Origin of the sequence: Pseudomonas fluorescens, assembly GCF_002837185.1 — a bacterium.
GTDB lineage: Bacteria > Pseudomonadota > Gammaproteobacteria > Pseudomonadales > Pseudomonadaceae > Aquipseudomonas > Aquipseudomonas fluorescens_AM.
Map to the genome: position 1 here is coordinate 49,601 of NZ_KZ478001.1, position 14,965 is coordinate 64,565.

General features: G+C 56.0%; 12 protein-coding genes and 1 pseudogene. 11 read left to right on the forward strand and 2 right to left on the reverse strand.

Features of this window, described 5'->3' with window-relative positions; translation table 11 throughout:
- Positions 1–71: 71 nt before the first annotated feature.
- The 8 genes from CIB54_RS16810 to hutH all read left to right on the forward strand — a co-directional run bounded on the left by CIB54_RS16810 (position 72) and on the right by hutH (position 9,169).
- Positions 72–1,238, forward strand: a complete 1,167-nt coding sequence (locus tag CIB54_RS16810; protein WP_101220336.1) for a pyridoxal phosphate-dependent aminotransferase — start codon at positions 72–74, stop codon at positions 1,236–1,238.
- Positions 1,235–2,167: an AEC family transporter gene (locus tag CIB54_RS16815; RefSeq protein ID WP_101220337.1), complete on the forward strand. Its 933-nt coding sequence runs from the start codon at positions 1,235–1,237 to the stop codon at positions 2,165–2,167. Before CIB54_RS16810 ends, CIB54_RS16815 begins: the two co-directional genes overlap by 4 nt.
- 543 nt (positions 2,168–2,710) lie before the next feature.
- A complete protein-coding gene (locus tag CIB54_RS16820; protein WP_101220338.1) occupies positions 2,711–3,493 on the forward strand; it encodes a transporter substrate-binding domain-containing protein in 783 nt (260 codons plus the stop codon).
- Between the two features lie 55 nt (positions 3,494–3,548).
- Positions 3,549–4,277, forward strand: a complete 729-nt coding sequence (locus CIB54_RS16825) for an ABC transporter permease (protein WP_101220339.1) — start codon at positions 3,549–3,551, stop codon at positions 4,275–4,277.
- Positions 4,274–4,984, forward strand: coding sequence for an ABC transporter permease (locus CIB54_RS16830; protein WP_068933319.1), 711 nt, complete (start codon positions 4,274–4,276; stop codon positions 4,982–4,984). The genes CIB54_RS16825 and CIB54_RS16830 overlap by 4 nt, the downstream gene beginning before the upstream one ends.
- 16 nt (positions 4,985–5,000) lie before the next feature.
- Positions 5,001–5,765 (forward strand): ABC transporter ATP-binding protein, encoded by a 765-nt coding sequence (locus tag CIB54_RS16835; protein ID WP_101220340.1) that lies wholly within the window; start codon positions 5,001–5,003, stop codon positions 5,763–5,765.
- A gap of 183 nt (positions 5,766–5,948) precedes the next feature.
- On the forward strand, positions 5,949–7,640 hold the full coding sequence (gene hutU, locus CIB54_RS16840) for a urocanate hydratase (RefSeq protein WP_101220341.1): 1,692 nt from the start codon (positions 5,949–5,951) through the stop codon (positions 7,638–7,640).
- Entirely contained in the window at positions 7,637–9,169 is a 1,533-nt protein-coding gene (hutH, locus tag CIB54_RS16845) for a histidine ammonia-lyase (RefSeq protein ID WP_101220342.1), read from the forward strand. The genes hutU and hutH overlap by 4 nt, the downstream gene beginning before the upstream one ends.
- A gap of 264 nt (positions 9,170–9,433) precedes the next feature.
- Here the strand turns inward: hutH and hutC are convergent, their stop codons facing one another.
- Positions 9,434–10,171, reverse strand: a complete 738-nt coding sequence (hutC, locus tag CIB54_RS16850) for a histidine utilization repressor (protein ID WP_101220343.1) — start codon at positions 10,169–10,171, stop codon at positions 9,434–9,436.
- Positions 10,171–11,307 carry a histidinol-phosphate transaminase gene (gene hisC / locus CIB54_RS16855; RefSeq protein ID WP_101220344.1) on the reverse strand — a complete coding sequence of 379 codons (1,137 nt, stop codon included), beginning with the start codon at positions 11,305–11,307 and terminating at the stop codon, positions 10,171–10,173. The genes hutC and hisC overlap by 1 nt, the downstream gene beginning before the upstream one ends.
- Before the next feature lie 620 nt (positions 11,308–11,927).
- On the opposite strand from hisC, the gene CIB54_RS16860 reads away from it, so the two are divergent.
- The 3 genes and pseudogenes from CIB54_RS16860 to CIB54_RS28000 all read left to right on the forward strand — a co-directional run.
- Positions 11,928–12,395 (forward strand): RidA family protein, encoded by a 468-nt coding sequence (locus CIB54_RS16860; protein WP_197986799.1) that lies wholly within the window; start codon positions 11,928–11,930, stop codon positions 12,393–12,395.
- A gap of 12 nt (positions 12,396–12,407) precedes the next feature.
- Positions 12,408–13,643 (forward strand): NAD(P)/FAD-dependent oxidoreductase, encoded by a 1,236-nt coding sequence (locus CIB54_RS16865; RefSeq protein WP_101220346.1) that lies wholly within the window; start codon positions 12,408–12,410, stop codon positions 13,641–13,643.
- Between the two features lie 271 nt (positions 13,644–13,914).
- Positions 13,915–14,940: pseudogene (locus CIB54_RS28000) on the forward strand (cache domain-containing protein); the annotation flags it as partial.
- Positions 14,941–14,965 lie beyond the last annotated feature (25 nt).

Here is a 14,965-nt window from a genome sequence, read left to right on the forward strand (position 1 = left end):
TTTAAATCGTTTTTATTTTAGAGTCCGACTTCTTATCGTGGTGCCCATCCAGACGCATTCTTGAGGGCGACATGAGCACTCCACCTACCGCAGACAATATCCTGCAGTCTCCTATCCTGATCATGGCAAAGCGAGCGGCGTTGATGCGAGCGCAGGGTAGGGATGTCATCGACCTGACATTGGGCGAGCCAGACTTCAACGCGCCGCCACACGTTCTTGAAGCTGCGCACGCTGCGCTCAGCGGTCGCCTGACCTACTCACCGTCTAACGGTATTGAACCACTTCGTCGCGCGATCCGAATGCGCATGAAAGAAATTCGAAACCTCGATTACGCCGATGATCAAGTGGCCGTCGGCTGTGGCGCCAAACAAATCATCTACAACGCTTTTCAAGCGACCCTCAAAAGTGGCGACGAGGTGATCGTGCCCGCGCCCTATTGGGCGAGTTATCCCGCCATGATCAAGATGTGCGGCGCGCGACCGCTGATTGTTTCGACTACAAGAGAACAGGGTTTTCGCCTCACTGCAGAGCATTTGGATGCAGCGCTTAGCCGGGCAACGTCGCCCAAGTGGATCGTCTTGAATGCGCCGGGCAACCCGTCAGGAGCGCTCTACTCACGTGAGCAACTGTTGGCCATCGCCGAAGTGCTGCGTCGATATCCAGGGGTGATGGTGCTATCAGATGACATCTATTCAGAAATTCGTTACACGGATGATCCCTACCAAACGTTGGCGACGGTGGCGCCTGATTTGAGAGACCGTATCCTGATCGTGGATGGCGTATCTAAAGTTTACGCAATGACCGGCTGGCGAGTGGGGTGGGGGTGTGGGCCAACGTCATTGATCACGACGATCAGCTCGGTTCAATCACAGAACTGTACTCAGACCAGCACCCTGAGCCAGTTGGCGGCGGTTTCCGCATTGACTGGGCCTCAAGCGTTGGTGGGCGAGCGAAATGCAATTTATCGACAGCGACGTGATGCCGCGCTCCAAATCCTGCGGGCCTGCGAAGCTATTGATGTCGCATGCCCAGAAGGCGCGTTTTATCTTATTCCTAGGATCAAAACGATCAATGATGATCAGGCCTTCGCGCTCAAGCTACTTGAGGCGGGCATAGCAACTGTTCCAGGTAGCGCTTTTGGGATGCCAGGACATCTCAGGCTTTCCTTTGCTACCGATGAGCCCATCCTGACCGCGGGCTGTGAACGTTTGGTGCAAAAAATCAAGGCGGGCGCATGACCCTTTCTTTGTTGATTGCCTTGTTACCCATCGCTTTTTTGATCGCGCTGGGCGCATGGCTCAAGCATCGTCAATTTCTAGCGGATACCTTCTGGGCGCAGGCAGAGCGCTTGGCATATTACGTATTGCTTCCTTCTCTTTTCTTTCACGGACTGGCGACCGCCAAGCTTGATGGAGTGCCCATTCAAAGCATGGTCTCGGTGCTTATATTGTCGACTGTAGTTGTGTCGCTAATGCTATTGGGAGCAAGAGCGTTGATCACTCGGGACAATGCGACATTCACGTCAGTTTTTCAGGGTGGCATACGCTTCAACAATTACGTTGGCGTTTCTGCCGCTGCGGGTTTGTTTGGTGTGCAAGGCGTAGCGCTGGCAGCCGTCGCGAACGCTGCGATAGTGCCTACAGTTAACATCCTGTGCGTACTTGTTTTCGCAAGGTTCGGATCTAGCGGCAGAATGACATTTAGCAAAGTGCTCAAGCAGTTGGCACTGAACCCACTTGTACTCGCTTGCTTCGCCGGCGGGTTGATCCAGGTCTTGGGCTGGGGGCTACCAGTTGGTATCGAGCCGATGCTCAAAGCCTTGGGTCAAGCGTCACTGCCGCTCGGTTTACTCTGCGTGGGTGCCGCGCTTGAGTTCGGGAGCATTAAGCAATGGCTACGCCCGGTCGGCTATTCGTCTCTGGTGAAGTTCTTAGTCATGCCGCTCGTCACGCTTGGAGCTTGTCATCTGTTCAGGCTTGAAGGGAAAGCTGCCATTGCAGCACTCCTGTTCCAGGCGCTGCCGACCGCTTCATCCTCCTACATCATGGCTCGTCAGTTGGGCGGAGATGCGCCACTAATGGCTGGGATCATCGCTTGCCAAACCCTTCTCGCAGGCGTCGCTCTTCCCATTGTCATAGTGGTAATGACCCAATGGATTGACTTCTAGGCATTTACGAAAAGCGTTCAACGATGCCGTCCTGATGCGGGATGTTTCGCGCACCACTTTTGAGCCGTATCCGTTTTATTCTTCTATTACGCCGAGATTGTTGCAGTAGTACGAATTCAGATTCTATCTCGAGCTTGGAGTCATCCGGGTCGCCGAGGGGGCTTCAGGATCATGTCCGCGATAGGTCGATGCTGATCCGCCTCCAACCGCCTACGCCATCTCCCGAACTCAGCCACATGGCGCATATCGAGATTAAAGAGGTTGACTGTCCTCCTGACCTCTAGAGAAAAAACCTCCGATAACCCCTATTTACAGGCAATTCTAGCTTCTTCTAAATACCCAGAAAGGAATCGATCAGATCAAAGGATGACTGATTGCCTAGTCCTGTCTGTACAAGTATGTAATTGCGCGCTAGAGTCGACCATGTGTTTCGACACGTTTGTCCGCAACCTGGGGGCTGTGTGTTCAGCGTAATGCCACACGCGCTCCATAACTGTACTCGTGCGCCCCAAGCGCTTCTGTTGGTTATTAGGAATAAAAACAATGAAAAAATCTATTTTGACCTTATCAGTATTGGCTCTGTGCGCGGCGGCTGGTATTGCCGTGGCCAAGGAGTACAAGGAGTTGCGCTTTGGAGTCGACCCATCCTATGCACCCTTCGAATCCAAGGCCGCCGACGGCAGCCTTGTGGGCTTTGATATTGATCTGGGTAACGCGATTTGCGCTGAACTGAAGGTCAAGTGCAAATGGGTAGAAAGTGATTTCGACGGGATGATTCCCGGCCTCAGGGCCAATAAATTCGACGGCGTGATTTCTGCCATGACCGTGACTTCTTCGCGGGAAAAAGTCATCGATTTCTCCAACGAATTGTTCTCGGTGCCAACATCCTTCGTCTTTAAGAAAGGCTCGGCCTTGAGCGAAGACATCACGACGCTGGCTGGCAAAACCGTTGGCTATGAACAAGGCACCACCGAGGAGGCCTACGCCAAGGCCGTGCTGAACAAAGCCGGGGTAAAAACCCAGGCCTACGCCAACCAGGATCAGGTTTATGCTGACCTGGTCACGGGTCGCCTCGATGCCTCGATTCAGAACATGCTGCAAGCTGAAATGGGTTTCCTGAAGTCCCCGCAAGGCGCTGACTTTGAAGTGAGCAAGCCAGTCCATCACGAACTGCTGCCAGCAAAAACGGCGATCGGTCTGCTCAAAGGCAATGCCGAGCTTAAAGCCCTAGTGAACAAAGGCATACAGGCGCTCCACGACGACGGCACCTACGTGGCCATCCAAAAGAAACACTTCGGTGATCAGAATATTTACAGCGGTAAATAACGACGCTGCGCCCATTCACGGATGGGCGTTTTCCTGATTGACGAAGGGCTTCCCCATGTTAGAAAACCTATTGCAGATGCTGGGGCTGTCGGGCTTCAGCCTTAAGGGCTTTGGCCCACTGTTGCTGCAAGGCACCTGGATGACGGTCAAGTTATCCTTCCTTTGCTTGCTGCTAAGCGTGATTTTGGGCCTGATCGGTGCCAGTGCCAAGCTTTCAACGTCGGCGCTGTTGCGCGTCCCTGCACAGGCCTACACCACGCTGATTCGTGGAGTGCCGGATCTGGTTCTGATGCTGCTGATCTTCTACAGCTTACAGACCTGGCTCACCCAGCTGACCTCAGCCTTAGGGTGGGATTACATCGAGATCAATCCATTCAGTGCCGGCGTGATCACGCTGGGCTTTATCTATGGTGCGTATTTCACTGAGACTTTCCGAGGCGCCATCCTCGCCGTGCCGCGTGGCCAGATGGAAGCGGCCACTGCTTACGGCCTTACCCGCGTGCAGCGTTTCCGCTACGTACTGTTCCCGCAGATGATGCGTTTTGCCTTACCGGGTATCGGCAACAACTGGATGGTCATCCTCAAAGCCACCGCGTTGGTCTCGATTATTGGGCTGGCCGACCTGGTGAAAGTGGCTCAAGACGCCGGCAAGACCACCTATCAACTGTTCTTTTTCCTGGTGCTGGCGGCCTTGATCTATCTGGTCATCACCACTGCATCGAACTACGTCTTGCGCCGGCTGGAAATCCTCTATGCCGCAGGCACCCGGGAGGCCGTGCGATGATCGAACTTCTGCAGGAATACTGGAAGCCTTTCCTCTACAGCGATGGCTATCACATCACCGGGTTAGCGATGACCCTGTGGCTACTAAGTGCTTCGCTTTTCCTGGGCTTTTTGATGGCACTCCCGCTGTCGATTGCCAGGGTCTCAAGCAACGTATGGGTGCGCTGGCCGGTACAGTTCTACACTTATCTGTTTCGCGGTACGCCACTGTATATACAGCTACTGATCTGCTACACCGGTATCTACAGCCTTGCAGCGGTGCGCGCGCAACCCATGCTCGACGCATTCTTCCGCGATGCAATCAACTGCACCATTCTTGCCTTCGCTTTGAGCACTTGCGCCTACACCACGGAAATTTTCGCCGGGGCGATCCGTAACATGAATCACGGCGAGGTCGAAGCGGCCAAGGCATTCGGACTGCGCGGCTGGAAGTTGTATGCCTACATCATCATGCCATCTGCGCTGCGCCGATCGCTGCCGAACTACAGCAACGAAGTCATACTGATGCTGCACTCGACCACAGTCGCGTTCACTGCGACTGTGCCGGACATTCTCAAGGTCGCCCGGGATGCCAATTCGGCAACGTTCCTGACATTCCAGTCGTTCGGTATCGCCGCCGCGATTTACCTCGCAGTCACTTTCTCTCTGGTTGGCCTGTTCCGTCTGGCTGAACGCCGCTGGCTGTCTTTCCTCGGCCCGGCTCATTAATTCAGGGTGTTTGAACATGTACAAATTGACCGTTGAAAACCTGCATAAAAGCTATGGCAGCCACGAAGTACTCAAAGGCGTTTCCCTAAACGCCAAGACCGGCGATGTGATTAGCCTGATTGGCGCCAGCGGGTCGGGCAAGAGCACCTTCTTGCGTTGTATCAACTTTTTGGAAACGCCCAACGATGGCGCCATGGGCCTGGATAACCAGCCGATTCGCATGATGCATGACCGCCACGGCATGCATGTGGCCGACGCTTCTGAACTGCAGCGGCTGCGCACACGGCTTGCGATGGTGTTCCAGCACTTCAACCTCTGGAGCCACATGACCGTGCTCGACAACATCACGATGGCTCCACGCCGCGTCCTGGGTATCAGCAAGAAAGATGCTGAGGAGCGTGCTCGGCGGTATCTGGACAAGGTAGGTTTGCCGTCTCGCGTTGCCGACCAGTATCCGGCTTTTCTCTCTGGCGGGCAGCAACAGCGGGTCGCTATCGCTCGGGCTTTGGCCATGGAGCCTGAGATCATGTTGTTCGACGAGCCGACTTCGGCGCTTGATCCAGAATTGGTGGGCGAGGTGCTCAAGGTTATCCAGGGTCTGGCCGAAGAAGGTCGAACCATGATCATGGTGACTCATGAGATGAGCTTCGCGCGCAAGGTGTCGAGTCAGGTGTTGTTCCTCCACCAAGGACTCGTGGAAGAGCAGGGCTTACCTGAAGATATCTTGGGTAACCCCAAGAGCGAGCGCCTGCAGCAGTTCCTTAGCGGCAACCTCAAGTAACCGCTATGCCTTCGAGCGACTCTTCGGTCGCTCATTAGCTCCAAATTACCTTGCCCTTCGTCAGTGACCATGCTCGAGTAAAATTCGCTTGATTATGGTTGTATATACATGATTATATTTATGCGTGACCTGTAGCGTTAAACCAATAAATAGGCTGAGAAAGTCATTTCGAGAGGATTACCGGTGAGCAAGCCATCCCATTTCCGTAATGTCGAAATCCGCGCCGCGCGTGGTAACGCGCTGACCGCCAAAAGCTGGCTGACCGAAGCTCCACTGCGCATGTTAATGAACAACCTCGACCCGGAAGTGGCCGAGAACCCAAAAGAACTGGTGGTCTATGGTGGCATCGGCCGCGCTGCGCGGAACTGGGAGTGCTACGACAAGATCGTTGAAAGCCTGACTAATCTGAACGACGACGAAACCCTGTTGGTGCAGTCGGGCAAGCCGGTCGGCGTATTCAAGACTCATAGCAACGCGCCGCGCGTGCTGATCGCCAACTCCAACCTGGTGCCGCACTGGGCGAGCTGGGAACACTTCAACGAACTCGACGCCAAAGGCCTGGCCATGTACGGCCAGATGACCGCCGGCAGCTGGATCTACATCGGCAGCCAGGGCATCGTTCAGGGCACCTACGAAACCTTCGTCGAGGCCGGGCGCCAGCATTACAACGCTGACCTCAAGGGCCGCTGGGTGCTCACCGCCGGCCTCGGTGGCATGGGCGGCGCGCAACCGCTGGCCGCCACCCTGGCCGGCGCCTGCTCGCTGAACATCGAATGCCAGCAAGTCAGCATCGATTTCCGCCTGAAGAGCCGTTACGTCGACGAGCAAGCCAAAGACCTCGACGACGCTTTAGCGCGTATCGACAAATACACCAAAGAAGGCAAAGCGATCTCCATCGCTCTGCTCGGCAACGCGGCGGAAATCCTGCCGGAACTGGTCAAGCGTGGCGTGCGCCCGGACATGGTCACCGACCAGACCAGCGCCCACGATCCGCTCAACGGCTACCTGCCGGCCGGCTGGAGCTGGGACGAATACCGCGCTCTCGCCAAGACCGAACCGGCCGCTGTGATCAAAGCCGCCAAGCAGTCGATGGCGGTGCATGTGAAAGCCATGCTGGAGTTCCAGAAGCAAGGCATTCCGACCTTCGACTACGGCAACAACATCCGTCAGATGGCTCAGGAAGAAGGCGTCGAAAACGCTTTCGATTTCCCGGGTTTCGTGCCGGCCTACATCCGTCCGCTGTTCTGCCGTGGCATCGGCCCGTTCCGCTGGGCTGCGCTGTCGGGTAACGCTGAAGACATCTACAAAACTGACGCCAAGGTCAAAGAGCTGATCCCGGACGACGCGCACCTGCATAACTGGCTGGACATGGCGCGCGAGCGCATCAGCTTCCAGGGCTTGCCGGCACGAATCTGTTGGGTAGGGCTGGGTCTGCGCGCCAAGCTGGGCCTGGCATTCAACGAAATGGTGCGTAGCGGTGAGTTGTCGGCGCCGATCGTCATCGGTCGCGACCATTTGGACTCCGGTTCCGTGGCCAGCCCAAACCGCGAAACCGAATCAATGCAGGACGGTTCCGACGCCGTGTCCGATTGGCCGTTGCTCAACGCGCTGCTGAACACCGCCAGCGGCGCGACCTGGGTTTCCCTGCACCATGGCGGCGGCGTCGGCATGGGCTTCTCTCAGCACTCGGGCATGGTGATTGTCTGCGACGGTACCGACGAAGCGGCTGAGCGCATTGCACGCGTACTGCACAACGACCCGGCGACCGGCGTGATGCGTCACGCCGACGCGGGTTACCAGATCGCAATAGATTGTGCCAAAGAACAAGGCTTGAACCTGCCAATGATCACCTCTGTTAAAGGAGCAAAAGCATGAACACACTCAACATCATCCCTGGCCAACTGAGCCTTGCCCAACTGCGCGACGTCTACCAGCATCCGGTCAACATCTCCCTCGATGACAGTGCTTCGGCCCAGATTGAAGCCAGCGTTGCTTGCGTGGAACAAATCCTCGCCGAGAACCGCACCGCCTATGGGATCAATACCGGTTTCGGCCTGCTGGCCTCGACCCGCATCGCTACCGAAGACCTGGAGAACCTCCAGCGCTCACTGGTTCTGTCCCACGCTGCCGGTGTTGGCGAACCGATCAGTGACGCGCTGGTCAGGCTGGTCATGGTGCTCAAGGTCAATAGCTTGAGCCGTGGTTTCTCCGGCATCCGCCGCACCGTCATCGAAGCACTGATCGCTTTGATCAACGCCGAGGTTTATCCGCACATTCCGTTGAAAGGTTCGGTCGGTGCATCCGGCGACCTCGCACCCTTGGCCCACATGTCGCTGGTGCTGTTGGGTGAAGGCAAGGCTCGTTACAAGGGCGAATGGCTGGAAGCAACCGAGGCGCTGAAAGTCGCCGGCCTGACGCCACTGACACTGGCTGCCAAGGAAGGGCTGGCGTTGCTCAACGGCACGCAGGTATCCACCGCTTATGCACTGCGTGGTTTGTTCGAGGGCGAAGATCTGTTCGCTGGCGCACTGGCGATCGGTGCTCTGACTGTTGAAGCGGTTTTGGGATCGCGCTCGCCGTTCGACGCACGCATCCACGCCGCGCGTGGCCAGAAAGGCCAGATCGACAGTGCTACCGCCTACCGAGACTTGCTCGGCGAGCGCAGTGAAGTCTCCGACTCCCACCAGAACTGCGGCAAGGTTCAGGATCCGTACTCCCTGCGTTGCCAGCCGCAAGTCATGGGCGCTTGCCTGACCCAGTTCCGTCAAGCTGCGGAGGTATTGGTCGTCGAAGCTAATGCCGTCTCCGATAACCCATTGGTCTTCGCTGTCGAAGGCGATGTGATCTCCGGTGGCAACTTCCACGCCGAGCCTGTGGCCATGGCTGCTGACAACATGGCATTGGCGATAGCGGAAATCGGCTCGCTAAGCGAGCGGCGTATTTCCCTGATGATGGACAAGCACATGTCGCAATTGCCGCCATTCCTGGTGGCCAACGGCGGTGTCAACTCCGGCTTCATGATTTCCCAAGTTACCGCAGCGGCGCTGGCCAGTGAGAACAAGGCACTTGCGCATCCACATTCGGTGGATAGCCTGCCAACTTCCGCGAATCAGGAGGATCACGTGTCAATGGCTCCTGCAGCGGGCAAGCGTTTATGGGAAATGGCTGAAAACACTCGCGGCGTCCTCGCTGTTGAGTGGCTCGCTGCGTGTCAGGGCCTTGACTTGCGCGAAGGCTTGAAGACCTCGACGAAGCTGGAGCTTGCCCGCACCAGCCTGCGCAGCAAAGTGGCTTACTACGACAAAGATCGCTTCTTTGCGCCGGATATCAACGCAGCAAGCGAGCTGTTGGCTTCCCGGTGCTTGAACGAACTGGTGTTGCCAAAGTTGCTGCCTAGCTTGTAATCGGGGGGAAGGGGCGTTTGGCTCCTGTGTGAGCAAGCTGAATTGCTCGAGTCATCCCGCACGAGAGCTACAGTGTTTATGCAGTTTTTTGCTCTACAGCCATCGGCGACAGGCAGTTGTCGTAGCTGTGGAGCTTTTTCACTTTTGTAGTGCAGGAAACTCACTGGTGAAATTCTGCGTCAAGAGGTTGTCCGGAAAGTAGAAGCAGCATTGGCATTTCGATCCCGGTTTATGATGGAACAGTTCATCAGATGCCTTCAGGCATCAACTGTCTCTATGCGCCCCGCTTACCGGCAGGCGACTGCCGAGTCGATAGCGTGAGGAGGGGTGAACCAAGCGCACGTAAGTCACAATTTTGCTTTGGCTCCAAGTGCGGCGGATAAGCGCTAAGCAAGGTTCGTTGGCGTCGATCTGCATATGTTTGCTTTCGTCAATGCTTGGGTGACAGGCTTCGACGATATGCTCCATTTCATCGGGTTTGACGACGCGCAACAGGTATTTGGCGGGTTGCAAGTGCTCCCCGAAGTCTTGCTGCAGAAATTCTGGCACCAGCTCGGGATTGACGTAACGATCCTCAAGTTGTACGGGCACGCCTTCTTCGCTGTGAACACAGACCAGATGAAAAACTGAAGAGCCAGTGGTCAGGCCCAAAGCGGACGCCACCGACATTGAGGCCGATTCACGACCCAGGTGCAGGACGCGGCAGGTGTAGCTGTGGCCTCGGGCCAGGATCTCGTCGGCAATGTTGGTGATGCGCAGCAAGTTTGATTGCGGTTTGCTTTCGGCTACGAACGTGCCGACGCCTGAAATCCTGACCAGGTGGCCCTCTTCGGTCAGTTCGCGCAAAGCCCGATTGACGGTCATGCGCGAAATGCCCAGTTCTTGCACCAGCTGGTTTTCTGAAGAAATCAGGTCACCAGGTTTCCAAACGCCCGCCCGAAGTTGGTCTTGCACATAATCCTTTGCACGCCGGTAGAGCGCTTGTGGTGCATTTTTGATCATTAGTCAGTCCGTGTCTCGAGTGTGGCAAGGACGCTTGCCAGTGCTGTAAGGAAAAGGTCGTTATCCTCACAGCTTCCGACAGAGACGCGCAAGTACTCAGTGTAACCAACTTCGCGCCACGGTTTGATGATTACCCCTTCGCGCAGTAGCGCTTGATTGATTACTTCGGCCGGATAAGGCGTGCTGAAAAACAAGAAGTTGGCAAGGGAGGGCGCGGTTGTAATGCCTTGCTCGTGCAGTGTCGCCTCCATTCGCCGGCGTTCGCTAGCGACATGGGACAGGCAGGCGTTCAGATGCTCATCGTCAGCCAGTGCGGCAATCGCTGCGGCCTGGGCTACGTGGTTGACGTTGAAGGGAGTACGCAGACGGTTAATAAGATCGGCCAACATCGGATCGCTCACCACCCCGTAGCCTATGCGCAAACCCGCCAGGGAATAAGCCTTGGAGAACGTCCTCAGCAGGATGAACGGTCTGCCGCTGCCTTGAATCAGAGCAAGACAGTCCGGGTATTCGGCCTCCCATTGTGCATATTCGTAGTAGGCCTCGTCGAACACCAACAAACATTGCGGTGGCAATGCGTCGAGCAGTTGTTGCAGCTCGTCGGCGCTAAGGGCGCAGCCAACCGGGTTGGATGGGCAGGAAAACATCAGCACATGCGTGTGGGGAGTGAGTGCTGCGACCATCGCCGGCACATCGAATGTGCCTTCCTGGGTCATTGGCACACCAATCACCTTGGCGCCGGCTGCCAGTGGATAGATGAAGTGCAGACCGAACGAAGGCACTACGGTCACGACTTCGTCGTCGTGATCCAAAAACACTCGACTGATGACGCTCAGCAAATCCTCCGAGCCGTTGCCGAACACCAACTGGTTTTCCGGCACACCCAGCTTTTCAGAAAGCGCAGTACGCAATGCTTGGCAGCCGGCATCAGGATACAGCGCAATTTCTCTGCAAGCTCGAGCCGTTGCGGCGCTAACGGCGGGTGCTGTGCCCATTGGGTTTTCGTTGCTCCCAAGTTTGGCTACGCGTGTAAGGCCGAATCGTTTGCGCACGGCATCCGAAGCCAGGCCAGCGTTATAGCTGGCCAATTCGCGAACTTCTGCGCGGGCAAGCAGGTTCAAGTCATTGGCATTCATACAGGGCTAACCTCTATTAGTGTCTTGCGGGAAGGCATCTCGATTCAGTCGGTTCTGCAGGAGTTGCTGCAGACGCTACTACTTGGCGTTATGTCTGATCTCGGATGGCTGATAGCTGGATGGCTGGATGGATCTGAGCGGTACCATTGGATTCATGATGTGACGTCCTTAGCGAACAGCGTAACGTGGTGAGTGATCTGTATAATCCTGTATATACCACAAAGGCAAGATGCAGGCCAAACCTTCGTTCGGTAATAGAGCCGCGGTTCAGGCCTGTTTTCAGAGAAGTGGATCAGATGCATGTTCATGCAGGATTTTCAACGTGTAACCTATGGTTCCGCGGGGGTTGTTACCCTCACTCCGTGGCGTGTTTAAACGAAACATTGATTGCCGTACGCATTTGATGCGCTAACCATAAATGGACAGCTACTGGCTTTGCCTTAGGCATCTGGCGTGGTTTTTTGCGAGCGGCATTGAAAATGCTTTATCCTGTATATACACGCTGAGCTTTTTAAGCTAAAACCTAGTTCAGCCCTTGCTGTCACGACTGACCAGTGAGTCAACATGATTTCGGAATGCTGTTCGCTCTGTATGCATGGCCAGCGCCCGCGAGGGGGCAGATGCTCAAGCGCATTTACGACTTGTTGCCTAGCCGTGAGCACAGATGGACTGCAAGCGATGATTCACAATCGGTGCTCGCTGATGAGCGAATCTTTGAATACCCAAGAGAGAGAACTGCCATGACCGTAAGCAATCTGCCCTTTTCCAAAGTCCGCCACAGCCAAGGCCTGGTTTTTTTGTCTGGCGAATTGCCGTTTGGTGAGGACGGCAGCTTTCCTGAAGGTATCGAAGCGCAAACGCGTTTGACCCTGACGCGTATTGCCCAGACGCTGGAAGCCGAATCGCTGTCGCTGGACGATGTTGTCAGCGTCACCGTATACCTGACCGACCGGAGTGATTTCGCCGAATTCAATCGGGCTTATGCATCATTCTTCACGACCAACCTGCCAGTGCGCGCGACCGTCTGCGCCGGCCTTGTGGTCGATGCATTGATAGAGATCAGTGTCATCGCGCAACAGCGTGCTTGATTCGGAGGCAGCGTGAGCGAAAAACAAGTGGTGGTATTGGGAGCCGGTATTGTCGGCGTCTGCACGGCGTTGCATTTGCAGCGCCGTGGCTGCGCAGTGACGCTGGTAGACAAAGGGTTGCCAGGGCGCGAAACATCGTTCGGTAACGCAGGCATTATTCAGCGCGAGGCCATTGAGCCTTACGCGTTTCCAAGGGATCTTGCCAGTCTGATAAACGTGGCAACCAAGCGTGACATCGGCGTTAATTACCATATGCGCGCGATGCCTGAATACGTGCCTGCCTTGGTCAGGTATTGGGCCAACTCCGCGCCGAAGCATTACCAGGCCATTGCGGATGCCTTTCGCACGCTGATTGAGCATTCGATTAGTGAGCACTCGGAGCTGATTGAGCAAAGCGGTTCGCAGAACCTTATCGTGCGCAAAGGGTGGATTCAGGCTTTCCGTAGCCCACAGCAATTCGATGAGGCGGTGGAGCGCGCGGTACGCGTGAGTGCACACGGCGTATTGTCCGAGCATTTGGACGGTGTCGCGCTAAGACTGGCGGAACCCGCCCTGAGTGAGGCATTGGTGGGGGGCATTCATTGGCTGCAACCCTGGACTTGTATTGAGCCTGGAGAGCTAGTGCAGCGTTATGCCGATCTGTTCGTGAGTGAAGGTGGGCAAATTTTGCGCGGCGATGCTCGATCGTTGCGTCAATCGGGAGCCGGCTGGAGCGTCGATACCGATTCCGGATCGGTCGGCGCATCGGAGGTGGTAGTAGCGCTGGGGCCTTGGGCTCATGAACTGCTGTGTGAGTTGGGCTACCGCATACCGTTGTTCGTCAAACGGGGTTACCACGCTCACTTTGCCGATGGAGCAACGCTGACCCGCCCGGTGCTGGATACCGAACAAGGCTACATGCTGGCGCCAATGAAACGCGGTATCCGCCTATCGACAGGGGCAGAGTTCGCCAGTCTAAGTGCACCTCCAACACCGGTGCAGTTAGGCAAGGCCGAGCGTGCTGCACGGCAAGTATTGGCGTTAGGCCCCCAAGTTGAGCGCACGCCATGGAAGGGCGCCCGACCTTGTACGGTAGACATGAAACCGGTAATCGGCGCAGCGCCCTTGCATAAAGGGCTCTGGTTCAATTTCGGCCATGCCCATCAGGGGTTTACGCTGGGCCCAGTCAGCGGTCGACTGCTCGCAGAATTGATGATGGGCGAGACGCCTATAGTCGATCCAGCACCCTTTGCTCCAGGCCGTTTTTGAGCTGAGCTGCAGTGCATGAACCTTTCCGCCCGTCTCCGTTGGAGTAGCGGGCGAGAACCTGGCCTGTCAGGAAAATTAACACTGATATTTATCTACGGACGCTGCCCCTGCAGATTTCGTGTCAGTCGTCGTGGGCGCTGTTTTGATTCCAATGGGTGTATCCGTTCCATCGGCCCGCCCTAAATAATTATAAGTACCCGTTGGAGAAGTCATGAATATCAAACAGAAGCTGACATGGGTATTTGCGGCCATCGCCTGTCTTCCAGTGATTATGGTCGCGGTGCTCGTCGTATTGAACTTGCGGAGCGCGGCGCAAGCCAATTTCCTGGATAGCAGCGGTCGTGAAATTCGCCAGATTGATAACGGCATGAAGCAGTTCTTTGAAAGCATCCGCCAAAACGTCGAATACCTTGCCAAGGATCCTCGGATCGCCAGCGTCAAGGGATTGAAAAACTATACCGCTGCGAATGCTGAGCAAACGCCGGTCACCGAAGCCGATCAGCGGCTCCAGGTTATTTTCGATCGATTTGCCGAGACCCACCCGACCACCGCATCCATTTCACTGGGGCTCAACGACGGCGGATTTGCCGGCTGGCCCGACGATCCAAAAATGGCCAGCTACGACCCCCGGGTGCGTCCCTGGTACAAAACCGCCATGGCCGCCGCATCAGGCTTAACCGTGCGCACGGGCGCCTACTACTGGGCGCCGGATGACATGGTGCTGGTCAGCACGGTTCGCGCTTTCGCCGACGCAAGCGGCAACCCGGTAGGCGTCGTCGGTGTAGACGTCTCGCTAAAGCAACTAACGGAACTGGTTAAAACCATCAAGCTGGGCGACAGCGGGTACCTGATGATGGTCGAAGCCAACGGCAACGTTTTAGTCGATCCCGCCAATCCCAAAAACAGCTTCAAACCCTTGGCCGATTTGGGCCCTGGCTACTCCGATCTGGCAAAGACTGGCGATGGCGTCACCAGGATCGAAATCGATGGCGTGCCCTATATGGTCAATGTGGTCAGTTCCGAAAGCCTAGGCTGGCGCTTCATCGGTCTAATTAAGCGCGACGAAGTCATGGCTCAGGCCACCAGCCTCACATGGCTTATTGCGATGATTGCCGCCTGGTTGGCGGTCGTATTCGCCATCGTAGGCGCGAGCTTCGCCGGCGTAATCGTTAGACCAATTCGCAGCGTTGCCAATGGCTTGCAGGAAATTGCCGAAGGGGAAGGCGACCTGACACGCGAACTCGAAGTGCGGGGCAAGGACGAAACCGCCACTTTGGCTGGTTGGTTCAACCAGTTCCTTGGGATGATCGCGCAACTGATGA